Origin of the sequence: Promicromonospora aerolata, assembly GCF_042682255.1 — a bacterium.
Classification (GTDB): Bacteria; Actinomycetota; Actinomycetes; order Actinomycetales; family Cellulomonadaceae; genus Promicromonospora; species Promicromonospora aerolata.
This window is the reverse complement of the sequence record NZ_JBHUHF010000001.1, coordinates 5285453-5307659: the sequence shown is the minus strand read 5'-3', so window position 1 is coordinate 5307659 and position 22207 is coordinate 5285453. Positions and strand designations below refer to the sequence as shown.

Sequence of the window (22207 nt, the reverse complement as noted above, 5' to 3'; positions counted from 1 at the left end):
TCGTCGTCATGATCACCATCTCGGCGCTGACCAAGCGGTACGGGGACTTCACGGCCGTCGACGACGTCTCCTTCACGGCGCGGCCCGGCCGCGTGACCGGCTTTCTCGGGCCGAACGGCGCGGGCAAGTCCACGACGCTACGCATCCTCACCGGACTGGCCGAGGCGACGTCCGGCACCGCGCAGGTGCTCGGCCGCCGGTTCGCCGACCTGCCCAACCCGGGGCGGGAGGTGGGGGTGCTCCTCGACGCGTCGGCCCAGCATGCCGGCCGCACCGGACGGGAGTCCCTGGTGCTCGCCCAGCGCACCCTCGGCCTGCCCGCGGCCCGCGTGAGCGAGACGCTCGACCGGGTGGGCCTCACACCGCAGGAGGCCAAGCGGCGCGTGGGCAACTACTCGCTCGGCATGCGCCAGCGGCTGGGGGTCGCGACGGCGCTGATCGGCGAGCCGGAGGTACTCATCCTCGACGAGCCGGCCAACGGCCTCGACCCGGCCGGCATCCGGTGGATGCGGGACCTGCTGCGTGACTTCGCGGACGACGGCGGCACCGTGCTGCTCTCGTCCCACCTGCTCGCCGAGATCGAGACCATCGCCGACGACATCGTCGTGATCGGCGGCGGGCGGGTCGTTGCGGGCGGACCCAAGTCGGAGCTCCTGGCCGGCGTCGGCACCCTGGTCCGAGCCGACGACGCGGCGGCGCTGACCGCGGCGCTCGAAGCCGCCGGGCAGACGACGTCCCGCACGGACGACGGTGCGGTGCTCACGGACGCGAACCTGGCCGACGCGGGCCGCGTCGCCTTCTCCGCCGGCGTGCCGGTGACCGAGCTTCGGGCGGCCGACGGCGTGGGCCTCGAGGAGACCTTCCTCGCCCTCACCGCGCCGACCCAGCGGGACACCGCGCCCTCCGCCCCCACCACGACAGGAGCCGCCGCGTGAGCACGCAGCGCACCGCGCCCATCCCGTTCCGCCGGCTCGTCGACGTGGAGCTGCGCAAGCTGGCCGACACCCGGTCCGCGCTCTGGCTCCTGGTGAGCATCGCGCTGGTCGCCGTCGGCGCCGTCGCGGTCCTGGTCCTGTTCGCTCCCTTCCAGGCGACCTATGCCGACCTGGCCAACGCGGTCGCCTACCCGCTCGGGCTGCTGGTGCCGATGGTGGGCCTGCTGTCGGTCACGGGCGAATGGAGCCAGCGGGGTGCGCTGACCACGTTCACGCTCGTCCCCCGGCGCGGGCGGGTGATCGCCGCCAAGGCCGCCTGCGTGGCCGGGCTCACACTGGTCGCGACGGCACTGACGTTCGGGCTGGCCGCCTGCGGGGCCCTGCTGAGCGCGGCGGTCGAGGGGACGGCGCCGGTGTGGAACCTGTCCGTGGCCGACCACCTGTACCTGTTCACCTTCCAGGCCGTCGGCGTGGCCGTCGGGTTCACGCTCGGCACGATCCTGCGCCGGTCGTCCGTCGCACTGGTGGGCTATCTCCTGTTCGCGCTGGTCGTACCCTCGCTGTCCAGCCAGCTGGCCATGGCCGTGGAGTGGTACGGCGCCGCCGCGCCGTGGCTCGACCTCACGCACGCCCAGTACGCGCTGCTCGGCGAGACCGTCACGGGCGAGCAGTGGACCCAGCTCGGCCTCACGGCGGCACTGTGGATAGCCGCCCCGTTCGCCGCCGGTCTGTGGCGGCTCCGGCGCGCCGAGATCCGCTGACTGCGCTGGTCAGGCTGACCGGGCGAGAACGGGGTTGTGTTCCTCTGAGCACCGTTCAGGAACACAACCCCGTTCTCGCCTACTCCGTCAGCACCGACATGGCGGCCGCCCGGCCCGGGATCCCGCTCACGCCCCCACCCCGGCGCGCGCCCGCACCCGCCAGCAGGACCCGCGGGTGCGCAGTCTCGACGCCCCAGCGCCCGGCGTCGTCGTCGGACTCGGCGAAGGGCCAGCCGAGGTCCCGGTGAAAGATGTGCCCGCCCGGCAGCCCGACGTCGCCCTCCAGGTCGACGGGGCTGCGCACCTCGAGGCAGGGGGCGCCGTCGGCGTCGAGCGCGAGCACGTCCTCGATCGGCTCTGCCAGCACCGAGTCCAGGGACGCGAGCGTCGCCCGGAGCGCCTGGTCCCGTGCGCCGTCCGGGTCCGCACGGAAGAGGCGGGCCGGCATGTGCAGGCCGAACAGGGTGATGGTCTGCGCGTCGGTCGCGGCGAGCTCCCGGCCGAGGATGGTCCGGTCGGTCAGGGTGTGGCAGTAGATCTCGCTCGGCGGTAGGTCGGGAACCTGCCCGGCGGCCGCCTGTGCATGCGCGTGCTGGAGCTGGGTCAGGGACTCGTTGACGTGCAGGGTGCCGCTGAACGCAGCGACGGGGTCGACACCGTCGCGCAGCCGGGGCAGGCGGGTCAGCAGCATGTTGACCTTGAGCTGGGCGCCCTCGGGGGAGGTGCCGGGCGCCGCGGGCTCGCCGCCGAGCAGCCGGTCCAGCTCCGCCGGGGCGCAGCCGGCGAGCACGTGCCCCGCGGTGACGCCCTGCGTGCGTCCGTCGGCGTCGGTCCAGGCGACCTCCGCGCCCGCGGTGCCGGGGTCCACCGCGGTGACGGTCGCCGAGGTGACGATCGTGGCGCCGGCCGCCAGTGCGGCGTCGCGCAAGGCGCCCGAGACGGCGCCCATCCCGCCGACCGGCACGTCCCAGTCGCCGGTCCCGTTACCGATGACGTGGTAGAGGAAGCAGCGGTTCTGCCGCAGGGTCGGCTCGTCGACGTCGGCGAACGTGCCGATCAGACCGTCGGTGGCCGCGACCCCGCGCACGACGTCGTCGGCGAAGGTGCGGCGCAGCGCCGCACCGAGGGGCTCCTCGAAGAGCGAGCGCCAGGCTTCCTCCCCCACACCGTCGACCACCCGGTCGCGCACGACCGAGCGTGGGAGCAGCGGCTCGGTGAGGGTGGGCGCGAGGCGTCGGGCCACCTCGCCGGTCATGGCGTAGAAGCGCCCCCAGGCCTCGAAGTCGGCGTCCGACCCGGTGAGGTGACGGAAGGAGGCGCGCGTGACGGCGTCGTCCTGGCTGTCGACGAGGAGGCCGCCGTCGGCCACGGGTGTGTAGGAGGACCAGCGCCGGCGCTTCAGGGTGATGGGGAGCTCGAGCTCCTCGACCACCTGTCGCGGGAGGAGCGAGACGAGGTAGGAGTAGCGGGAGAGCCGTGCGTCCACCCCGGCGAAGGGCTGGGCCGAGACGGCGGCGCCGCCCACGTGGTCCGCTCGTTCGAGGACCAGGACCGACCGGCCGCCACGGGCCGCGTAGGCCGCGGCGGTGAGGCCGTTGTGGCCGCCGCCCACGACGACGACGTCGTACCGGGAACGCATGGAATCTGGCATGCACGTCATAGTCGCATGGGGCACTGATTACCAGCGAGGTTCCATCACAAGTTGGTATGTGACCTAATCGTGACATTTGCTCGATGGGCGGGTACGGTCATGACACCTCGCCAGTAACGGTGGGGTCCTGGTCCGGACGCCGAGCCCTGTCACCGGATCTGAGCAGCTACGACGTGACAGGGACGGGGGAACCAAGTAGGCCGGGCACGTGAGTGTCCTTGGGGTGAAGCCTCCTTGCGAGGCCGGGTGATCGCTCTCCCCATCCGAACCCGACAGCTCACTTCGTAGGCGTCCGAGGAGATCACTGGTGACCGTACTCACCGACCGCACCCATGACTGGGCGGACGACCAGGCAAACCGTCCCAGCAGCCGGGGCAGGCACCGCGCCGACGGCCCCGCGCTCACCCCCTTCACCGCACTGACCCAGACCGCCGCCGAGAACGCTGCCCGAACTGGCGCCATCGCGGTCGTCACGTCCGGCATGCTGGCGTCGGTCTTCACGCAGACCGCCCACACGGCGCCCCCCGAGACGCACACGCAGACGACGCTCGCCAACGCGACGCCGGTCAGCAACACCGTCGACTCCACGACCCGGGCCGGCTTCACCGAGAACCTCGTCACCAAGGTCGAGGTCACGCAGAACGCCGACTTCTGGGCCGAGCGCGGACGCGTGTCGGTGACGCCGTACGCCGAGACCGAGGCCGGCATCGCCGAGGCCAAGGCCAAGGCGGAGGCCGAGGCGCGCGCCGAGGCGGAGGCGGAGGCCGAGGCGAAGGCGAAGGCCGAGGCCGAGGCGGCCGCAGCAGCCGAGGCCGCAGCAGCCGCTGAGGCCGAGGCCGCCGCCGAGGCGGAGGCTGCTGCCGCCGTCGAGACCGTCGCCGACACCTCCGGCCTGGGCCAGCAAGCCGTCAACCTGGCCCTCGAGTACGTGGGCGTGCCCTACGTGTGGGGCGGAGCCTCCCCCAGCGGCTTCGACTGCTCCGGACTCATCCAGTACGTCTACGCCCAGCTCGGGGTCGACCTCCCGCACAGCTCGAGCGCGATGTCGACCGTCGGCTACCAGGTCTCCGCCGCCGAGGCCCAGCCCGGCGACATCGTGTGGACGCCCGGCCACGTCTCCCTGTACGCCGGCAACGGCATGGTCGTGGAGGCCCAGCAGCAGGGCACCCCCGTGCAGTACGGCGAGATGTGGCAGAACAACGCGGTGTTCATCCGCGTCACGGGCTGACCGCTTCTCGTACAGTTCTCCAGACCGGCCACGGGGTGGGTCGCACCGGACGTCCGGTGCGACCCACCCCGTGCTCGTCCGCGAGCACCGCGTTCGTCCATGAGCACCGTCCGGTAACGTCCCGGGCGTGAAGATCCTCGTACCGGACGTGCCCTTCGACCTCGACTTCCCGGCGCTCCTGCCCGACGCCGGAGCCTCCTTCGCTCCCGGCGGCCCCGACGTCGTCGCCACGTACGCGATGAACGACCCGATCCCCGAGGAGCACACGGACGCCGAGGTGCTGGTCACCTGGTCCAGCCCGCCCAAGATCGTCGCCGACGCCGCCCGGCGGCTGCCCCGGCTGCGCTGGGTGCAGACGCTCTCCGCCGGGCCGGACGTCGCGCTGGGAGCCGGGTTCGGCCCCGACGTGGTCATCTCGTCGGGCCAGTCCCTGCACGACGACACCGTCACCGAGCATGCCCTGGCCCTGGTCCTCGCGTCGGTCCGACGCCTCGACACGTCGCTGGCCGCGCAGCGGGAGCACCGCTGGGCCAAGGAGATCGCGTTCGCCCAGGCGGATCCCGTCACGGGCCGCGAGTACACGCTCGACGACGCGCGTGTGACGATCTGGGGTTTCGGTTCGATCGCCCTGCGGCTGGCGCCGCTCCTGACCGCGCTCGGCGCGCAGGTCACGGGCGTCGCCTCGCGGGCGGGCGAACGCTCCGGCTACCCCGTGGTGGACGCCGCCGGCCTGGACGCGCTCCTGGGCGAGACCGACCTGCTCATCTCGCTGCTGCCGGCCGTCCCGGCCACCCAGCACATTCTCGACGACCGCCTGCTGCGCCTGCTGCCGCCGTCGGCGCGCTTCGTCAACGTCGGCCGCGGCGCGACGGTCGACGAGGCGGCACTGGTGGAGGCCCTGCGGTCCGGGCGGCTCGCCGGTGCGGCGCTCGACGTCATGGAGACCGAGCCCCTGCCGGCCGACTCCCCGCTCTGGGACGCGCCGAACCTGATCCTCACCCCGCACGTGGCAGGCGGGCGGCCGCGCCGCGCGGCGCGGTTCCTGGCGGACCAGCTCACGACCTGGCGGGCGGCCGGCGACCTCCGCAACGTAGCCCCCCGCTGACCCTCCGTTGAGTGCTGGGTATGTGCGGGCTATTGGGCCGCATGCCAACAGATAGCCAGCACTCAACGAGGATTACGGGGTGCGGGTGCGCGGGGCGGGCTGGCAGACCGGGCAGCTGAATGATGAGCGGTTCATGAACGCGTCGCGGCGGACCAGAGCGCCGCAGCGGCGGCACTCCTCGTTCTCGCGGCCGTACACGGCGAGCGACCGGTCGAAGTAGCCGGACTGCCCGTTCACGTTGACGTACAGCTCGTCGAAGCTGGTGCCGCCCTGGGCGAGCGCCTCACGCATCACCTCGGCCGCCGAGTCCAGCACCCGCCGCACGTCCGCGACCCTGAGCTTGTCCGTCTGGCGTGCCCAGTGCACCCGCGCGCGCCACAGCGCCTCGTCCGCGTAGATGTTGCCGACGCCGGACAAGACCGTCTGGTCCAGCAGCGCGCGCTTGACCTGTGTCCGACGGCGGCGCACCCGCCGCACGAGGTCGTCCAGGTCCAGGTTCGGGTCGAGCAGGTCGCGGGCGATGTGCGCGACCGGCTCCGGCAGCAGGGGCAGGTCCGAGCCGTGCCCTGCCGGGACGGCCGACGGCGGGGTCGCGCTCCCCCGGGTCGGGACGTGGTCGTGCACCAGGTCCTGCACGCTCAGGTGTCCGAAGGTGCGCTGGTCCACGAAGTCGAGGTATCGCGCGCCGGAGGGCGCACCGGTCAGGTGCAGGCGGACCCGCAGGTGCGGGTGGCGCCAGTCGTCCGCGGCCGTCGCTCGCCCCGGCTCGTCGCCCAGCACCGCGGTCGGGGTCTGCTCTCCGCTGAGCACCGCCCCTCGGACCAGCAGCTGCCCCGACATACCGAGATGGGCGAGCAGGGCCGCTGCGGGGTAGGCCTCGACCGGCTCGGGCTGCACGGGCTGCACGGGCTGGACCGTGGCAGCCTCCTCCAGCGGCAGCCAGAGGAACTTGCCCCGGCGGACGGCGGCGCTCAGCCGCCGTCCGGCGAGCTGGTCACGGAACGAGCCGGGACCACCGTCGTGCCGGCGCACGCTGTACTCGCGGAACACCTCGACGTCACGCACGACGGCGCCGACGACGAGCCGGTCCAGACCATCGCGGACGGTCTCGACCTCGGGCAGCTCAGGCACCGGAGGCCGGGGCCTTGCTCTCGGAGCCGTGCACGGCGGACGCCTGATCGCCCTCGGGCTCGGACAGCGGGAACTTCTCCAGCAGCGTCCGGTAGGTCTCCTCGGCCGCCCCCTGCTCGGCGTGCTTCTTCGCGCTGCCGGAGCCGGAGCCGTAGGTGACACCGTCGATCACGACCGTCGAGTGGAAGACGCGCGCGTGCTCGGGGCCCTCGAACGTCGCGATGTAGTCCGGGGAACCCAGACCGCGTTCGGCGGAGGCCTCCTGCAGGGACGTCTTCCAGTCGAGACCGGCGCCGAGACCCGCCGCGACGTCGAGCGTCGAGTCCACGAGCCGGTGCACCAGCTCCCGCGACGTCTCGAGACCGTGCGAGAGGTAGGTGGCGCCGATCAGGGCCTCGACCGTGTCGGACAGGATCGAGTCCTTCTCGAAGCCGCGCGTGCGGATCTCACCCTTGCCGAGCAGCACGTACTTGCCCAGCCCGAGGGTGCGCGCGATCGCGGCGAGCGCGCGCTGCGACACCGTCGCCGCACGCATGCGCGCCAGATCGCCCTCCGACAGGTCGGGGTGCCGCCGGAACAGCGCCTCCGTGACCACCAGCCCCAGCACGGTGTCGCCCAGGAACTCCAGGCGCTCGTTCGTGGGGATGCCACCGGCCTCGTGCGCGAACGACCGGTGGGTCAGTGCCAGCACAAGAAGCTCGGGGTCCAGATGGACCCCGAGCTTCTCGAGCAGCGCGGTAGGTTCCGGCCTCGCCGGCGACGTCCCGCCCTTGGCCACGTCAGCCCGCGTGAACGGTCTTCAGGGCGTCGCGGTACGTGCGGCCCTTGTAGGTGCCACACGTCGGGCACGCCGTGTGCGGCAGCTTGTTGCCCTGGCACTGCGGGCAGGTGGTGAGGGTCGCTGCGGTGGTCTTCCACTGCGAGCGACGCGCACGGGTGTTGCTGCGCGACATCTTGCGCTTCGGAACAGCCACGGCTAGCTCTCTTTCGTCTCGTCCGACACGCTCGTAGATTCGAGCATGCTCTGAAGCGCCGACCAACGAGGGTCGACTACGTCATGGTGATGACCGGGATCGTCTGCCAGGCGTGCTCCGCACTCGGAGCACAGGCCGGGGCAGTCCTCCCGGCACAGCGGTTGAAATGGTAGTGCAGTCACGACCGAATCCCGAAGCGCAGGCTCCAGGTCGGCCATGTCGTCGTCGTCCAGGACGGATTCCTCGTCCTCGACGTCGTCGTCCCCCGCCTTGGCCGACGCAGCGGCCTTCTCGGGGTAGGCGAACAGCTCGGTGATGTCGACCGTGAGCTCACGGCTGATGTCGTCGAGGCAGCGGCTGCACTCGCCCTTTGCCGTGCCGCGGACAGTACCGGAGACCAGCACGCCCTCCATCACGGACTCGAGTCGAAGATCCAGCTCGAGGTCGGAACCTTCCGGGATACCGATCACAGCGGTACCGAGATCCGACGGCGCCTGCACGGTCGCGCTGTGCGTACGCATGGATCCGGCACGCCGAGACAGCTCGTGCGTGTCGAGCACGAGCGGTGAGTTCGGTTCGCGGGAAATAACAGGCTCCATGAAGGCAGTGTCCGAGAGGACGGTGAAGGGGGTCGGACCCGGCGCAATACCTCACGCCACGGGCCAAAAACCAATCCTACGACATGGATCGGGCCGCACGCGCGCCCGCAGGGGGTGACGGCCCTCACGGGCTAGCCCGTGGGCTGCCCCAGCGCCGACCGCAGCGCTGCCGTGACCCCGGGCGGAACCAGGTCGTCGACCGGTCCGCCGTGCCGTGCGATGTCCTTCACCAGGGACGACGCGACGTGCGCGTACCGCTGGTCGCCCGGCAGGAAGATCGTCTCGACGCCCGACAGGTGCCGGTTCATGAGCGCCATCGGCTGTTCCGCGTCGAAGTCTCCACCCCCGCGCAGACCCTTCACGACCGCCACCGCACCGGCCTCCCGGCAGAAGTCCACCAGCAGGCCCGGCACCACGGCGACGCGGACCCGCGACATCGCGGGCTCGGTCTGGGCCAGGGTGTACACCGCCGCGCGCACGAGCTCGGCGCGCGTCTCGAGGTCGAGCAGGCCGGACTTGCCAGGATTCTTGGCGACGCCGACCACCACCTCGTCGAACATCGTGGCGGCGCGACGCACGACGTCGAGGTGGCCGAGAGTGATGGGATCGAAGGACCCGGGGCAGACGACGGTGGTCACGCGCCCACGCTATCCGACGGCTCCGCACTGCCGGAGGGCTCCGCGTAGTACACCGCCGTCTCCCCGTAGTCCTTGCGCGCGAACGCGGCGAGGCCGACCGGCCAGGTCGGCTCGGGGGTGCGGATCGAGCGCTCGACGACCACGACGGCGTCGTCGGCCAGGACATCCGGCGCGGCCAGGTGCGTCAGGACGGCGGCGAGCGTGGTCTCGTCGAGGTCGTAGGGCGGGTCGAGAAAGACGAGGTCCAGCGCCGCCGTCGTGCCGGAGGTCGCGGCAGAGCCTGCACGCGGCCCGGCACCCGCGAGCGCCGCAGCGAACCGTTCGGCGGTCTCGGTAACGACGCGCACGGTGGTCAGCCTGAGCGTGGCGACGTTCTTGCGCGCGACGTCGGCGGCGGGGCGCGCGCTGTCCACGAGGGTCACCTCGGCGGCGCCACGGCTGGCGGCCTCCAGGCCGAGCGCACCGGAGCCGGCGTAGAGGTCGAGCACGCGGGCGCCGTCGAGCACGTCGAGGTGGGTCAGCCGGGAAAAGATCGCCTCACGGACGCGGTCGCTCGTGGGCCGGGTGCCCTTGGGCGGCACCGCGATGGTGCGGCCGCCAAGGGAGCCGGCGACGATCCTGGTCACGCCCGCGAGCCTAACGCGGCCGGCCAGGCCCCGGTTACGAGACCGCCGAGACCTGCCTCCTCGCCGGCTGCAGACTTGGTCATCACCCCGTTCGGTCACTGCAGAGTTGGTTGCGGTTTGAGAGGTGCTGAGCGCTACGAACTCTGCAGTCGGCATGGCGTGCTTCGCTCTGCGTCACGACCAAGGGGTGTCGATGCGGGCGAGGAGCGGGAGGTGGTCGCTGCCCGTCGCCCCCAGGGCGCGCACCTCGGTGACGGTGGCGCCGCGCGCGAGCACGTGATCGATCTGCGCCACCGGGAACGCCTCGGGGTACGTGAACTCGAAGCCGGCCGCCGGAGCCGTGACGAGGTTGGTCAGCGGCGCGACCGCGCCGTCGACGAGGACCGCGTTGAGGTCTCCCGAGACGATGACCGTGTCGCGCTGCTCGGCGTTGACGGCGTCCGCGAGCCGCAGCGCGCTGGCGTTCCGCAGCTCCGTCTCGAACCCGCCGCTACCGAGCCGGACCGAGGGCAGGTGCGCCGCGAACAGCGCGACCACCGCACCCTCGCGCTGGATCACCACCCGCAGGCAGCGGTCCCACGTGGCGTCCACTCCCTCGGGCCGGATGTCCACGGCTGTCGCACCCTTGAGCGGGTACCGGGACCAGATCCCGACGGTGCCCTGCGTCTCGTGGTGCGGCAGCACGTCGCCGAACTCCTGGGTGTACTGGCCGGCCGCCGCATCCGAGACCTCGGTGAGCGTCACGACGTCGGGCTCGGCCGCGAGGAGCACCTCCGCCGTGCCTGCCACGTCGGTGTTGGTGTCGCTGACGTTGTGCTGCACCACGGTCAGGTCGCCCGGTTCCGGCGCGACGGGACGCAGCTGGGGCAGGAACACCCAGATCCAGGCCGCAAGCGGGAGCAGGACGGCAAGGATCGCGAGCGCCGACCGCCGCAGCAGCGCGGCGAGGATCCCGAGCGGTACCGCCAGGCCGAGCCACGGCAGGAACGACTGGACGAGGCTGCCGACGTTACCCCAGCGGTTGGGCACGAGATCGTGGGCCACGAGCAATGCGGCAGCCACCACGGACCCGAGCGCGAGGAGCCTCCCGCGCTGCCAGGCGGTCTTTGCCGGCACGGCGGTGTGGATCGCATGTTTCGCGTCGACCGTCACGGGCCGTGACCCTATCGGCTGTGCCTTTCGGGCGTAAGGCGTAGGTCATCCCTTTCACCCAGCACGGTTTCACCCTCCCGCATCTGGCTCGCCGCGCCCCGCCGGGGGCTCAGGCCCGTTCGAGGAACTCCTCCTGGTCCTCGTCGAGCTGGGCCCGGATCGCCTCCGCGAGCTCCGGGAACTCCGCCAGGTCCGGGGACGCCCGCACGACGTCGACGGCCGCGGTCCGCGCCTCCTCGATGAGGCCGGCGTCCTTGACCACCCGCAGCAGGCGCAGGGAGCTGGTCCGGCCCGACTGCGCCGCGCCGAGCACGTCGCCCTCGCTGCGCAGCTCCAGGTCGAGGTTCGCGAGCTTGAAACCGTCGGTGGTCTCGGTCATCGCCTCCAGGCGGGCGAAGGCCGGCGTGCCGGGCTCGGCGTCGGACACCAGGAGACACAGGCCGGGGTCGGTACCGCGTCCGACCCGCCCGCGCAGCTGGTGCAGCTGGGAGATGCCGAACCGGTCGGCGTCGAAGATCACCATGGCCGTGGCCTCGGGCACGTCGACACCCACCTCGACCACCGTGGTCGAGACCAGGACCGGCGACTCGCCGGCGGCGAACCGGGCCATGGCCTCCTCCTTCTGGTCGGGCGGCAGCTGCCCGTGCAGCACGCCGACGTCGACGCCGGCCAGCTCCGGCCGGGAGCGCAGCTCCTCGGCCACCTCGAGCACGGCACGCAGCGGCGGGCGGTCGGCGGCCGTGCCGGTGCCGGGGTCCGAAGGGTCCAGGAACTCCGGCACGTCGTCGAAGTCCTTGGCCGCCTGCTTGGTGTCCTCGTCCGGGTGGATCCGCGCGCACACGACATAGGCGCGGCGGCCGGCGTCGACCTCCTCACGCACCCGGGCCCAGGTGCGGTCCGTCCAGCGGGTGTTGCCCGCGGGCACGGCGACGGTGGTGATGCCGGCCCGGCCCGCCGGCACCTCGGTGAGGGAGGACGTCTCCAGGTCGCCGAACACCGTCATCGCCACGGTGCGCGGGATGGGCGTGGCCGTCATGACCAGCAGGTGCGGCGACACCCGTCCCTTGGCCCGCAGGGCGTCCCGCTGCTCGACGCCGAAGCGGTGCTGCTCGTCGACCACGACGAGGCCCAGGTCGGCGAACTGGACGTGCTCCGACAGGAGTGCGTGCGTGCCCACCACGATCCCGGCCTCGCCGCTCGCTGCCTGCAGCAGCGCCGCCTTGCGGGCCTTCGCGCCGAGCGAGCCGGTGAGCAGCGCCACCCGGGTGCTCGCCCCGGTGCGCTCCGCCCCGAAGAGCGTGCCGCCCTCGGCCAGCGGACCCAGCAGGGCACGCAGCGTCCTGGCGTGCTGCGCGGCGAGCACCTCGGTGGGCGCGAGCAGTGCGGCCTGGCCGCCGGCGTCGACCACCTGCAGCATGGCGCGCAGGGCGACGACCGTCTTGCCGCTGCCGACCTCGCCCTGCAGCAGCCGGTGCATCGGGCGAGGGCTGGCGAGCTCCGCCGCGATCTCGTCACCGACGGTGCGCTGCCCGTCGGTGAGCACGAACGGGAGCGAGGCGTCGAAGTCCCCGAGGAGGCTCGGCTGGTCCGCGGGCAGCGGCGAGCGGGCGGTGGCGTCCTCCGCGGCGGTGCGGGCCCGGCGCTGCGCGAGCGCCGCCTGGAGCACGAACGCCTCCTCGAACCGCATCCGGTGCTGCGCCCGGTAGGCCTCCTGCAGGGTCGCCGGCCGGTGCAGGCTGCGCAGCGCGGCGGCCCGACCGGGCATCCCCTGGCGTTCCCGCACCTCGTCGGGCACCGGGTCCGGCACGTCGTCGTCGGTCAGCGTGTCGAGGACCACGCGCAACGCACCCTGGATCTTCCAGCTCGGGATGCCTGCCGCCGCCGGGTAGATCGGGATCGGCTTGGTCGCGTGCTCCAGGAGCGCCTCGTCACTGTCGAGGTCGGACTCCTCCCCCATGAGCGTGAAGTCCGGGTGGGTGAGCTGCCGGGCCCCCCGGTACAGGCCGACCGTTCCCGTGAACAGGCCCTTCGCGCCCGGGACCAGCCGCTTCTCGTGGTTGTAGAGCGAGCCGCGGTGCTTGCCGAAGAAGGTGAGGGACAGGCGGCTGTTGCCGTCCGTCACCACCACCTCCATGAGCGCGCCCCTGCGGTTGCGCATCGGCCGGACGGTCGCCTGCTCCACCCGGGCCAGGATCGTCACGTGCTCGCCCACCTCGAGCGCCGCGATGTCCGAGAGCGCGCCAGGATCGGCGTACCGGCGCGGGTAGTGGCCCAGCAGGTCACCCACCGTCCGCAGCCCGAGCTTGCCCAGGGCCGTCGCGGTCCGCTTGTCGAAGGCGCGCTCCAGCCGCTCGTCCGCCCGCTCGGTCATGCGTCCTCCTCCGTGCCCAGGTGCACCCCGTCGCCAGGCCGGCCCGTCGCCAGGACGACGAGCTCCGCCTCCGGCGCCCGCTCCGCGAGCACGGCGGCGAGCTCGTCGGCGAGCCCGTCCGGGACGTCCGCGTCGAGCAGTGCCGTCGCCAGCATCGTCGCCGGACCCGCCGTGTCCCGCAGGGCGTCGGTCGCGGCGGCTCCGCGCGCCACCACGACGGTCAGCGCGGCGAGCGCCTCGTCCACGATCGCGCGCGCGTCGACGTCGTGCGCGGCGGACCCGTCCGGCGGGCCGACCGGCAGCAGCGTCCCCAGGGCGGCCAGGGCCACGACGGCGTGGAGGTCCGTGGGCGTCGGCACCACGACGATCTCGTCGACGTCGAGCTGCGCCGTGTCACCCGCTCCCGGGTCACTCGCTCCCACGTCGGACGCCCCCACGTCGGACGCCCCCACGTCGGAAGCCCCCACGTCGGAAGCCCCGAGGAGCAGCACCCGCCGGGCACCGGTCGATGCGGCGGCACGCCCGACGTCGTCGGCCGTCAGCGGCTCGACGACGGTGCTACCGAGCCCGCCCGTGAGCAGCACGACCGCACCCGCGTGCGCGAGCTCCGCGGCCAGCCCGGGGGCGGAGGTCGCGGCGACCACGCCCCACTCGTGCTGGGGCACGGCTTCGAGATGGCGCACGTGCACCTGCGCCAGTGCGCCCGCCCGTGCCGCCTCCGCCGCGATCGTGAGCGCGCGGTCGAGGTGGTCGGTGTGGACGTGGGCCTGCCAGACGGCGGTCCCGGTGCCGGCGTCCCCGCCGACCACGACCACCGAGTCACCGATCTCGCCGAGCGAGGCACGGAGGCCAGCCGCCACGGTCTCGTACCCGGCCGAGGCCGGTGCGGTGAGCACGAACATCAGCTCCAGGCCGCCCGCGCCGGCCTCGACACCGTGCGGCCCGGTATCGGTCGGGGCAGTCGCGGCGGTCGCGGCGCTCACGTCGGTCACCGGCTGCCGGGCGCCGGCCTCGGTGCTGGCCTCGGTGCCGGTGCCGACCTCGGCGAGCAGGTGATCCAGGTTCACGGCCTCCATGCTGCCGTCCGCCACTGACACTCCGCCCGCGGCCGCGACGGCGAGGGCGTCGAGCACGAGGACCAGCCCCAGCGCCCCGGCGTCGAGTACCCCGGCCGCGCGCAGGGCGTCGAGCTCGTCGCGGCTCGCGCGGGCCGCGGTGTGTGCGGCGGCCGCGGCGGCGGTCACGATCGGCAGCGGCCCGGCGTCTGCCGCCGCACCCGGCGCGGCGCCCTCCAGCGAGCTCTCGAGGGCCCGCGCCGCCTCCGCCGCGGCGTCGGCCGCCGTGAGGATGGTGCCCGCGGCAGGCCGCGCCACCGCGGATCTGGCCGACGTCGCCGCCGACGTGAGGGCTTCCGCCGTGCCCGCGCCCCGGCGCACCGCGACCGCCAGGCCCCGGAGCCACTCGCTGAGGATCACGCCGGAGTTGCCACGTGCGCCCAGGAGGGCCGCCCGGGCGAGCGTCGCCAGCAGCTGCGTCCCCGTCGTCCCGGTGGGGGCGCCGGCGACCGCCCGGTCGCCCTCGCGGAACGTCAGATACAGGTTGGTGCCGGTGTCGGCGTCGGCCACGGGGAAGACGTTGATCCGGTCGATCGCGTCCCGCTCCCGGCGCAGGGCGGCCGTCGCCCCACGCGTCCAGGCGCGCACGAGGCTCGGGTCCTCGAGACGGACTCCGGCCGGGAACGGCTCCGGCTCGGGTCCGGCCGGCCTGCTGCCGCTGTCGACGTCGGTCACGCTCTGCCCTCCTGCACATGGCTGCACAACTGACCAGGCACCCGCCCGGACGGCTCCACCGTACCGAGCGTCCGGGCCGGTCGCGTGCGGCCGCCCACCGGCCTGACCAGGCGGCACAGCCAGGCCGACGGCGGTGTGACGCACCACCTGGCGGCTACGGTTTGAGGGCCCGGCCTGGGATCGGGTACTCTGTGGAAGTTGCCTGGCCCGCTAAGAAGCGTTGCTTGCTCTGAAGCGTCCAGGCTCCCCCTTTTTTGACCATCCATCACGTCGTGCTGTCGTTTCTGCACAGGCGTGCACGACATTCAGGAGACACCGTGGCTGCCAACTGCGACGTCTGCGGCAAGGGCCCGGGCTTCGGGCACTCAGTTTCGCACTCTCACATCCGCACCAAGCGCCGCTGGAACCCGAACATCCAGCGCGTCCGTGCGATCGTGGGCGGGACTCCCAAGCGCGTCAACGTGTGCACCTCCTGCCTCAAGGCCGGCAAGGTCACGCGCAAGGTCTCGGCCTGACGCTGCCGCAGCCGGGTCGCTGACGCGATCCGTAAATGCTTGATGAAGACGCCTGCCGGGTTTGTCCCGGTGGGCGTCTTCGGCGTTCCTGAACATTCATCCAGGACCAAAGAAGTAGTTGCGCCCCACACTCGGTGGTGAAAAGGTGAAGTCATGATGGCACCGGAAGACGTGACCATCCGCCCAGCAACGACGACCGACGCCGAAGCCATAGCTCGTGTCGACATCGCCTCCTGGCGTGGTGCTTACTCTGAGATCCTGCCCGACTCCTACCTGGACTCGCTCGAGGTCGCCGACCGGGCGGGACACTGGTCTGCCGCCCTGACCGCCCGAGGCAGCAGCATGCTCGTCGCCGAGGACACCGGGGAGATCATCGGGTTCACCAGCGTGGGCCCGTCCCGCGACGAGGACGCCGAACCCGACGACCTCGAGATCTATGCCATCTACCTGCATCCGCGGGCCTGGGGCACCGGCGTGGCGCGCGATCTGATGCGGACGGCGCTCGACGGCCTGGAGCCGGGCGCCGTCGTCAGCCTCTGGATCTTCGAGGGCAACGAGCGCGCGCAGCACTTCTACCGGCGGCACGGGTTCCAGCACGACGGCACCGAGCGCATCGACGACTTCGGCGGCCAGCCGCTCAAGCAGCTCCGCTTCCGCAAGCGCTGACCTGCCAGCCCCCCTCCACAGCCCGATGAGTTCGGTCGGATGGGATGAGATCGGTCGTTCAACTGACCGATCTCATCCCATCGGACCGAAGTCACTGGGTTCGGTCACCTGATCACGCGCTGAAGTGGTCCCAGCCAGGCTGGTCAGCGGGCAGGGCGCCACCGATCGTGACGGCCGGCCCGGCCGCGCCCACCCCGGCCTCGCCCGCCGCATGCACCCGGCCGACGGCGGACCAGCCCACCGGCAGCTGAGCTCCCGCCGGGAACGTCGCAAGCAGCCCGTGGTCCTCTCCCCCGGCCCAGACCCACCGCCCGACCAGCCCGTCGATGTCGGCGTTCCCCGGGCCCCAGCCGGGATCGCCCAGCCCGGTCGCCGCGGCCACGGCACGCGCCGCCGAGCGCAGCGCGTCCCGGTCGGCGGCGAACGCTCCGGCGTCGAGGTCCAGCCGAACGCCGCTCGCGCGGGCGATCCGGCCGGCATCGCGCAGCAGGCCGTCGGACAGGTCGAGCATCGAGGTGGCTCCCGCCCGCGCTGCCGTGATGCCCGCGGCGAGCGGTGGTTCGGGTCGCAGGTATGCGGCGACGAGCCGCTCCCAGGCATCCTCGAGCAGCACCCCGTCGCCGACCTCCAGCGGGGCGGCGGACAGCGGCGTGCGGACCAGCCCCGCCTCCAGGAGCGCCAGCCCGGCCGCCGACCGCCCCCGCACCCCGGCGTGCGCGACGACGTCGCCCGGCCGAGCGCCCGACCGCAGCACCGGCGGGCGTCCCTCCAGGTCGCCGTGCACGGTGATGCTCACGACCAGGCACGGACCGCCGGACAGGTCACCACCCACGGCGCCCGCACCGACCGGTGCGCAGGCGTCGGCCAGGCCCGTGGCCAGGCCGGTCACCCAGTCCAGCTCGGTGTCGCCCGGCACCACGAGGGAGGTCACGAGCGCGGTGGGGCGGGCCCCCATGGCGGCGATGTCGGCGAGGTTCTGCGCGGCGGCACGCCGTCCGACGTCGTAGCCCGTGGACCAGCGGGTGCGGAAGTGGCGGTCCTCGACGAGCACGTCGGTCGACACCACGAACCGGCCGTCGGGCGCCGCGAGCACCGCGGCGTCGTCGCCGGGGCCGAGCAGCGTGGCGTTCCCCCGGGGCAGCAGGGGCACTATGCGTTCGAGGATCTGCTCCTCGGAGAGGTCGCGGACGCGGGTCACTGGTAGACCCTAAGGGCCAGGCGCGGCCGGGCGGCGCAGGACGGCCACCGCGCGAGCCGCACACCGGCCGCGAACGGGCACCGGGGACGGCCACCACCCCGGGACAGGTAACGTATCTCCGTGCTTCCCGCCCGTTTCCTCACCGCTCTGACCGCCGCCGCCCTCACCGTCGTGGCACTGGCCGGCTGTGCGCGGACGATCGGGGTGGAGGTGGCCCCGGAGGCCGCCGACCCGCTGTGCGCCGAGGTGATGCTGGCCGTGCCGGACGAGCTCGGCGGCGACCTGCCGAAGGTGCCGACCGACGCGCAGGCGACGGCGGCGTGGGGCGAGCCGGGCGCCGCGGTCACCATGCGGTGCGGCGTGATACAGGACGGGCCCTCGGCCGACTGCCAGCACGTCGACTCGGGGGACGGGACCGCCGTCGACTGGATCGTCACCACCGACGACGCGGGTACCTGGTCGTTCGTCACCTACGGCCGCGAGCCCGCGGTCGAGGTGATCGTGCCGCCGGCCGTCACCGAGGACCACTCGACGTCGTTCATCGCCGACCTCGCCGGCGCCGTGACACAGGTACCTGCCACGAAGGAGTGTCAGTGAGCCCGGCCAGCCCAGCGCCAGCCCCCGCCCCGCCCGTGCAGTCCCGGCGCGAACGTCTGCGCGACGAGCTGCGGCGGGAGGTGCTCGACGCCGCGCGCCACCAGCTCGCCGGGCAGCACGGCCTGAGCAAGCTCACGATGGCCGCCGTCGCGAAGGAGGTCGGCGTCACCCCGCCCGCGCTCTACCGGCACTTCGAGAACCGGCAGGACGTCATCGCGCAGCTCTGCGTGCTCATCGTCGAGGAGGTGCTGGAGGAGCTCGCCGCCGCCGTCGCACGGCAGGATCCGGGCGACATCGCCGCGGCGCTCGTGGCGTCGACCCGGGCCTCGCTCGACTGGGCGGTGCGCAACCCGGCGGAGTTCGACCTCGTCATCGGCTCCGGGATCCGCGCGGAGCTCGCCGACAGCCACGCCCTCCAGCGCCGCATGGCCGAGATGGTCGGCGGGCACTACGTGCCCCTCTTCCGCGAGCTGGCGGCGTCGGGCGTCCCGCGCCCGGCCGACGACGAGATCGGTCCCGAGCTGGCCGAACAGGTCCGCCGGTACCGGGACGCGGTGGGTGGATCCGATCTGCCGCTCGGCGTCGCGCACCTCATGGTGACCAGCTGGCGGCAGGTCTACGGCCTGCAGTGCATGGCGGTCTACGGGCACCAGGAGTTCGCGTTCGGCGACCATGTGGCGCTCCACGAGGACCTCGTCTCCGCGCTGCTGGTCCAGATGGGCCTGGAGCCGCGCCCGACCGTGCGCTGACCCGAACCGGCGCTGAGCCGACCAGACCCGGGCCCGGCGGACGGTCAACGCACCATCGAGTCCCGGCTGGCCTCCAGGGTGTGCAGCGTGTCGGCGTTCGTGATCAGCTGGACGGTCCCGTGGTAGGAGATGGTCGGGTCCTTCATCGCCGCGGCCAGCAGCGCCGCGAGCGCCGCGAGGTGCCGGGCGTCGTGCGCGCAGATGCGGTGCACGTGCTGCGTGGCAGTGACCATCTGCAGGGCGAACACCGGGTACTTCCACAGCGGCTTCCAGAACTGGGTGCGCTGCCAGGCGCGCGCCGCCGGCCAGGCGAGCCCGGCGCAGGCCATGGCGACCGCGGCCTCCCACGGGACGGCGTCGGCCCCCACCATGCGGAGCAGCAGCACGACCACTGCGACGATGCAGAAGGGGAAGGCCACCTGGTTCGCCCAGGCGCCGACGGGCTGGGGTTTCGCGACGCCCACCACCTCGACCCGCATGACGTTGCTCAGGGCGAAGGTGGTGAGCCCGATGGTGAGGGTCCCGTTCGCGACCCGCACGTCACGCGTGGCGTACCTGTAGCGGGGTCCGCCCCACATCCTGCCTCCTCAGACGCCATTTCCGGCCGGGTCGGCCGGGGTGCCGACCGGTGCCGACGACCGGTGCCGAGAGGCAGGGTACAGGCGATCAGCGCAGGCCGGTGGGCCGCTCCAGAGCGAGCTGGATGAGCTCGTCGATCAGCTCCGGGTAGGTCAGTCCGGAGGCGTCCCACATGCGCGGATACATCGAGAACGGGGTGAAGCCCGGCATGGTGTTGATCTCGTTGACCACCACCTGGTCCTCGGACGTCACGAACACGTCGACCCGGGCCAGACCCTCGGCGTCGACCGCCTCGAACGTCCGCACGGCGATCTCCTGGATCTCCTTGATGACGTGGTCGGGCAGGTCGGCCGGGCAGGAGAGCTCGACCGCCGCCTCGTCGAAGTACTTGGCCTCGTAGTCGTAGAAGCCGTTCTTGGTCTCGTCGGTGACCAGGATCTCGCCGGGCAGGGAGGCGCGCGGGCGCTCCCCGCCGCGGCCGCCGAGCACGGCGCACTCGATCTCCCGGCCGACGATGCCCGCCTCGACGATCACCTTGGGGTCGTGCGAGCGGGCTTCCTCGACGGCGGCCTCCAGGTCGTCCAGCGAGTCGACCCGGGACACGCCGAGCGACGACCCGGCGCGGGCCGGCTTGACGAACAGCGGCAGCCCCAGGGGCTCGATGGTCTGCAGCACGACGTCGCGCCGGTTCGCCCAGTCGCCGGGCTTGATCACGGCGTACGGGCCGATGGGCAGGCCCTGGCCGGCGAACACCATCTTCATGAAGTGCTTGTCCATGCCGACGGCGGACGCGAGGACGCCGGAGCCGACGTAGCGCGCGTCGGCGAGCTCGAGCAGGCCCTGGACGGTCCCGTCCTCGCCGTACGGGCCGTGCAGGAGCGGGAACACCACGTCGACGTCGGCGAGGGCCGACGGGACCTGGCCCGGCTCGAGCACCCGCAGCGCGGCGTCGCCGACGGTCAGCGGCAGCACCACCTCGGCGGAGGACGCCGGGACCTCCGGCGCCCTGCCGTCGGTGATGGCCCAGCGCTCGGGCTCGTCGGCGGCGATGACCCACTGCCCGTTCGGGGTGATGCCGACGGGCACCACCTCGTACTTCGAGCGGTCGATGGCGCCCATCACGCCGCCGGCGGTGGCGACGGAGATCCCGTGCTCGCCGGAGCGTCCACCGAAGAGGATCACGACGCGAGTCTTGCGGGCAGCGTCCGGCGTCGGCACGGGGCTCGTGGAGTCCCCGGCGGAGGCTGGTTCAGGTGTGTGGTGCGACATCGCGCCCGACCCTACCGGACCTGCCGTACGAGACCCGTGCGCAAACGGCCCTATGGCGCCGCCTTGAGGTCCTTGCGCAGGATCTTGCCGGACGCCGACTTGGGCACCACCTCGATGAACTCCACGGCGCGGACCTTCTTGTACGGCGCGACCTGCTCGGCGACGTACGCGATGACGTCGCCCTCGGTCAGTGACTCCCCCTGCGCGGTCACGACGAACGCCTTCGGGATCTCGCCGGCCTCGCCGTCGGGCAGGCCGATCACTGCGGCGTCCGCGATCTTGGGGTGGGACAGCAGGAGCGCCTCCAGCTCGGCGGGCGGCACCTGGTAGCCCTTGTACTTGATGAGCTCCTTGAGCCGGTCCACCACCCGGAACACGCCGTCGGCGTCGACGGTGACGATGTCGCCCGTGCATGAACCCGTCGGGCTCCAGCGTGTCCGCCGTCGCCTCGGGGTTGCCGAGGTAGCCGACCATCACGTTCGGCCCGCGGCACAGGAGCTCGCCGGGGGCCGAGACGCCCTCGGCGGGCTGCTCGATCTCCGTGCCCGTCGCCGGGTCGACGATCTTGGCCTCCATGCCGGCGACGAGCAGGCCGACGGTCCCGGGCGAGATGTCCGCGCGGTCGAACGGGATGCAGTGCGAGACCGGCGACATCTCGGTCATGCCGTATCCCTGCAGCACCCGGACGCGGTCGCCGAGCCGGTCGAGCACGGCCTGGGCGAGCTTCTCGTCCAGCGGCGCGGCGCCCGACAGCACGGCCCGCACGCTCGAGATGTCGTGGGCGTCCACGAGCGGGTGCTTCGCCAGGGCCAGCGCGATGGGCGGCGCCACGAACAGGAACGTCGCCCGGTGGTCCTGGATCACCCCGAGGTACTGCGCCAGGTCGAACCGGGGCAGCGTCACGAGCCGCGCCCGGGTGCGCAGCGCCAGGTTGAGCAGCACGGTCATGCCGTAGATGTGGAAGAACGGCAGCACGCACGGCACGACGTCGTCCGACCTCACGCCGATCGCGAGGGACTGCGCCACGTTCGCCACGAGGTTGGTGTGCGTCAGCATGACGCCCTTGGGGCGGCCGGTCGTGCCGGACGAGTAGGGCAGCACCGCGAGGTGGGTCGCGGGGTCGAACGAGACGTCGGGAGCCGGGTGCGGGTCGGCCAGCAGGTCGGCCAGGGTCGCGTAGCCCTCGACGCCGCCGTCGAGCACGACGAGCTGCTCGTCGGTGAGGCCGGCGCCCCGTGCCCCGGCCTGGCCGGCCGCGAGCAGCGGTGACACGGTGATCATCAGCCGGGCGCCCGAGTCGGCGAGCTGCTTGGTGATGTCGGGACCGGTGGCCAGGGCGTTGACGGTGGTGACGGTGACCCCGGCCCGCAGCAGACCGTGGAACACGGTGACGTAGGCGGGGACGTTGGGGGCGTGCAGGGCGACCACGTCGCCCACGCCGAACCCCCGCGCCGCCATGGCGCCCGCAACCGCGTCGATCTGCGCGAGGAGGGAGCGGAACGTCGTCCCCGCCCCGCTGACGCCGTCGACCACCGCCACGCGGTCCAGCTCGTCGGCGGCGATATCGGCGAACAGGTACTCGTAGACGCTGACCGGCGGGATCTCCACGTCGGGCAGCGGGCTCCGGACAACCATCATCGGTCTCCTTCACTTCGGTCGCCGGACCACCGTCG

21 protein-coding genes, 1 pseudogene and 1 riboswitch are annotated in these 22207 nt (G+C 72.9%); of the genes and pseudogenes, 8 read left to right on the top strand and 14 right to left on the bottom strand.

Translation table 11 applies throughout. The annotated features are described in order from the left end of the window. Positions 1 to 8: 8 nt before the first annotated feature. Positions 9 to 935 (top strand): ABC transporter ATP-binding protein, encoded by a 927-nt coding sequence (locus ACFSL2_RS23525; protein ID WP_377200161.1) that lies wholly within the window; start codon positions 9 to 11, stop codon positions 933 to 935. Further along, complete coding sequence (locus ACFSL2_RS23520) at positions 932 to 1696, top strand: ABC transporter permease (RefSeq protein ID WP_377200160.1); 765 nt, start codon at positions 932 to 934, stop codon at positions 1694 to 1696. Before ACFSL2_RS23525 ends, ACFSL2_RS23520 begins: the two co-directional genes overlap by 4 nt. Before the next feature lie 79 nt (positions 1697 to 1775). Here ACFSL2_RS23520 and ACFSL2_RS23515 read toward each other — a convergent pair whose 3' ends face one another. Beyond that, positions 1776 to 3356, bottom strand: coding sequence for a phytoene desaturase family protein (locus tag ACFSL2_RS23515; protein WP_377200159.1), 1581 nt, complete (start codon positions 3354 to 3356; stop codon positions 1776 to 1778). A 131-nt stretch (positions 3357 to 3487) separates the two neighbouring features. After that, positions 3488 to 3653: riboswitch (cyclic di-AMP (ydaO/yuaA leader) on the top strand. Position 3654: 1 nt separating this feature from the next. Between ACFSL2_RS23515 and ACFSL2_RS23510 the strand changes: the two genes are divergently transcribed. After that, positions 3655 to 4575, top strand: a complete 921-nt coding sequence (locus tag ACFSL2_RS23510; protein WP_377200158.1) for a C40 family peptidase — start codon at positions 3655 to 3657, stop codon at positions 4573 to 4575. Positions 4576 to 4702: 127 nt separating this feature from the next. Continuing rightward, the gene (locus tag ACFSL2_RS23505; protein ID WP_377200157.1) at positions 4703 to 5680 is read left to right on the top strand and encodes an NAD(P)-dependent oxidoreductase; all 978 of its coding nucleotides are present in this window, start codon (positions 4703 to 4705) and stop codon (positions 5678 to 5680) included. A gap of 72 nt (positions 5681 to 5752) precedes the next feature. Here ACFSL2_RS23505 and mutM read toward each other — a convergent pair whose 3' ends face one another. The 9 genes from mutM to ACFSL2_RS23460 all read right to left on the bottom strand — a co-directional run bounded on the left by mutM (position 5753) and on the right by ACFSL2_RS23460 (position 14961). Further along, positions 5753 to 6811, bottom strand: a complete 1059-nt coding sequence (mutM, locus tag ACFSL2_RS23500) for a bifunctional DNA-formamidopyrimidine glycosylase/DNA-(apurinic or apyrimidinic site) lyase (protein ID WP_377200156.1) — start codon at positions 6809 to 6811, stop codon at positions 5753 to 5755. Next, positions 6804 to 7589, bottom strand: a complete 786-nt coding sequence (gene rnc, locus ACFSL2_RS23495) for a ribonuclease III (RefSeq protein WP_377200155.1) — start codon at positions 7587 to 7589, stop codon at positions 6804 to 6806. Before rnc ends, mutM begins: the two co-directional genes overlap by 8 nt. A 1-nt stretch (position 7590) precedes the next feature. Further along, a complete protein-coding gene (gene rpmF / locus ACFSL2_RS23490) occupies positions 7591 to 7785 on the bottom strand; it encodes a 50S ribosomal protein L32 (protein ID WP_108495103.1) in 195 nt (64 codons plus the stop codon). Between the two features lie 2 nt (positions 7786 to 7787). Beyond that, entirely contained in the window at positions 7788 to 8384 is a 597-nt protein-coding gene (locus tag ACFSL2_RS23485) for a YceD family protein (RefSeq protein WP_377200154.1), read from the bottom strand. A gap of 131 nt (positions 8385 to 8515) precedes the next feature. Continuing rightward, positions 8516 to 9022 carry a pantetheine-phosphate adenylyltransferase gene (coaD, locus tag ACFSL2_RS23480; RefSeq protein ID WP_377200153.1) on the bottom strand — a complete coding sequence of 169 codons (507 nt, stop codon included), beginning with the start codon at positions 9020 to 9022 and terminating at the stop codon, positions 8516 to 8518. After that, a complete protein-coding gene (gene rsmD / locus ACFSL2_RS23475; protein ID WP_377200152.1) occupies positions 9019 to 9648 on the bottom strand; it encodes a 16S rRNA (guanine(966)-N(2))-methyltransferase RsmD in 630 nt (209 codons plus the stop codon). Before rsmD ends, coaD begins: the two co-directional genes overlap by 4 nt. Before the next feature lie 174 nt (positions 9649 to 9822). After that, on the bottom strand, positions 9823 to 10800 hold the full coding sequence (locus ACFSL2_RS23470) for an endonuclease/exonuclease/phosphatase family protein (RefSeq protein ID WP_377200151.1): 978 nt from the start codon (positions 10798 to 10800) through the stop codon (positions 9823 to 9825). Between the two features lie 109 nt (positions 10801 to 10909). Further along, positions 10910 to 13171, bottom strand: coding sequence for an ATP-dependent DNA helicase RecG (locus ACFSL2_RS23465; protein WP_377200150.1), 2262 nt, complete (start codon positions 13169 to 13171; stop codon positions 10910 to 10912). Further along, positions 13168 to 14961, bottom strand: a complete 1794-nt coding sequence (locus ACFSL2_RS23460) for a DAK2 domain-containing protein (RefSeq protein ID WP_377200149.1) — start codon at positions 14959 to 14961, stop codon at positions 13168 to 13170. The genes ACFSL2_RS23465 and ACFSL2_RS23460 overlap by 4 nt, the downstream gene beginning before the upstream one ends. Before the next feature lie 317 nt (positions 14962 to 15278). Here ACFSL2_RS23460 and rpmB point away from each other — a divergent pair, with 317 nt between their 5' ends. Next, a complete protein-coding gene (rpmB, locus tag ACFSL2_RS23455; RefSeq protein WP_119143026.1) occupies positions 15279 to 15476 on the top strand; it encodes a 50S ribosomal protein L28 in 198 nt (65 codons plus the stop codon). A gap of 153 nt (positions 15477 to 15629) precedes the next feature. Further along, the gene (locus tag ACFSL2_RS23450) at positions 15630 to 16142 is read left to right on the top strand and encodes a GNAT family N-acetyltransferase (RefSeq protein ID WP_377200148.1); all 513 of its coding nucleotides are present in this window, start codon (positions 15630 to 15632) and stop codon (positions 16140 to 16142) included. A 112-nt stretch (positions 16143 to 16254) separates the two neighbouring features. On the opposite strand, the gene ACFSL2_RS23445 is transcribed toward ACFSL2_RS23450, so the two are convergent. Then, the gene (locus ACFSL2_RS23445; RefSeq protein WP_377200147.1) at positions 16255 to 17340 is read right to left on the bottom strand and encodes a thiamine-phosphate kinase; all 1086 of its coding nucleotides are present in this window, start codon (positions 17338 to 17340) and stop codon (positions 16255 to 16257) included. A gap of 120 nt (positions 17341 to 17460) precedes the next feature. On the opposite strand from ACFSL2_RS23445, the gene ACFSL2_RS23440 reads away from it, so the two are divergent. Further along, the gene (locus tag ACFSL2_RS23440; protein WP_377200146.1) at positions 17461 to 17937 is read left to right on the top strand and encodes a DUF3515 family protein; all 477 of its coding nucleotides are present in this window, start codon (positions 17461 to 17463) and stop codon (positions 17935 to 17937) included. Further along, positions 17934 to 18686: a TetR/AcrR family transcriptional regulator gene (locus tag ACFSL2_RS23435; protein ID WP_377200145.1), complete on the top strand. Its 753-nt coding sequence runs from the start codon at positions 17934 to 17936 to the stop codon at positions 18684 to 18686. The genes ACFSL2_RS23440 and ACFSL2_RS23435 overlap by 4 nt, the downstream gene beginning before the upstream one ends. 44 nt (positions 18687 to 18730) lie before the next feature. Here the strand turns inward: ACFSL2_RS23435 and ACFSL2_RS23430 are convergent, their stop codons facing one another. The 3 genes and pseudogenes from ACFSL2_RS23430 to ACFSL2_RS23415 all read right to left on the bottom strand — a co-directional run. Beyond that, positions 18731 to 19264: a hypothetical protein gene (locus tag ACFSL2_RS23430; protein ID WP_377200144.1), complete on the bottom strand. Its 534-nt coding sequence runs from the start codon at positions 19262 to 19264 to the stop codon at positions 18731 to 18733. 88 nt (positions 19265 to 19352) lie between these two features. Then, positions 19353 to 20534: a D-alanine--D-alanine ligase family protein gene (locus ACFSL2_RS23425; RefSeq protein WP_377200883.1), complete on the bottom strand. Its 1182-nt coding sequence runs from the start codon at positions 20532 to 20534 to the stop codon at positions 19353 to 19355. A gap of 519 nt (positions 20535 to 21053) precedes the next feature. After that, positions 21054 to 22169 (bottom strand): annotated as a pseudogene (locus tag ACFSL2_RS23415) (AMP-binding protein); the annotation flags it as partial. Positions 22170 to 22207 lie beyond the last annotated feature (38 nt).

Excerpts from the sequence above, each read along its gene's own strand:
- ACFSL2_RS23525 (WP_377200161.1), top strand. The coding sequence starts at position 9 with ATGATCACCATCTCGGCGCTGACCAAGCGGTACGGGGACTTCACGGCC.
- ACFSL2_RS23515 (WP_377200159.1), bottom strand. The coding sequence starts at position 3,356 with ATGACGTGCATGCCAGATTCCATGCGTTCCCGGTACGACGTCGTCGTC.
- ACFSL2_RS23485 (WP_377200154.1), bottom strand. The coding sequence starts at position 8,384 with ATGGAGCCTGTTATTTCCCGCGAACCGAACTCACCGCTCGTGCTCGAC.
- ACFSL2_RS23465 (WP_377200150.1), bottom strand. The coding sequence starts at position 13,171 with ATGACCGAGCGGGCGGACGAGCGGCTGGAGCGCGCCTTCGACAAGCGG.
- ACFSL2_RS23450 (WP_377200148.1), top strand. The coding sequence starts at position 15,630 with ATGATGGCACCGGAAGACGTGACCATCCGCCCAGCAACGACGACCGAC.
- ACFSL2_RS23430 (WP_377200144.1), bottom strand. The coding sequence starts at position 19,264 with ATGTGGGGCGGACCCCGCTACAGGTACGCCACGCGTGACGTGCGGGTC.
- ACFSL2_RS23425 (WP_377200883.1), bottom strand. The coding sequence starts at position 20,534 with ATGTCGCACCACACACCTGAACCAGCCTCCGCCGGGGACTCCACGAGC.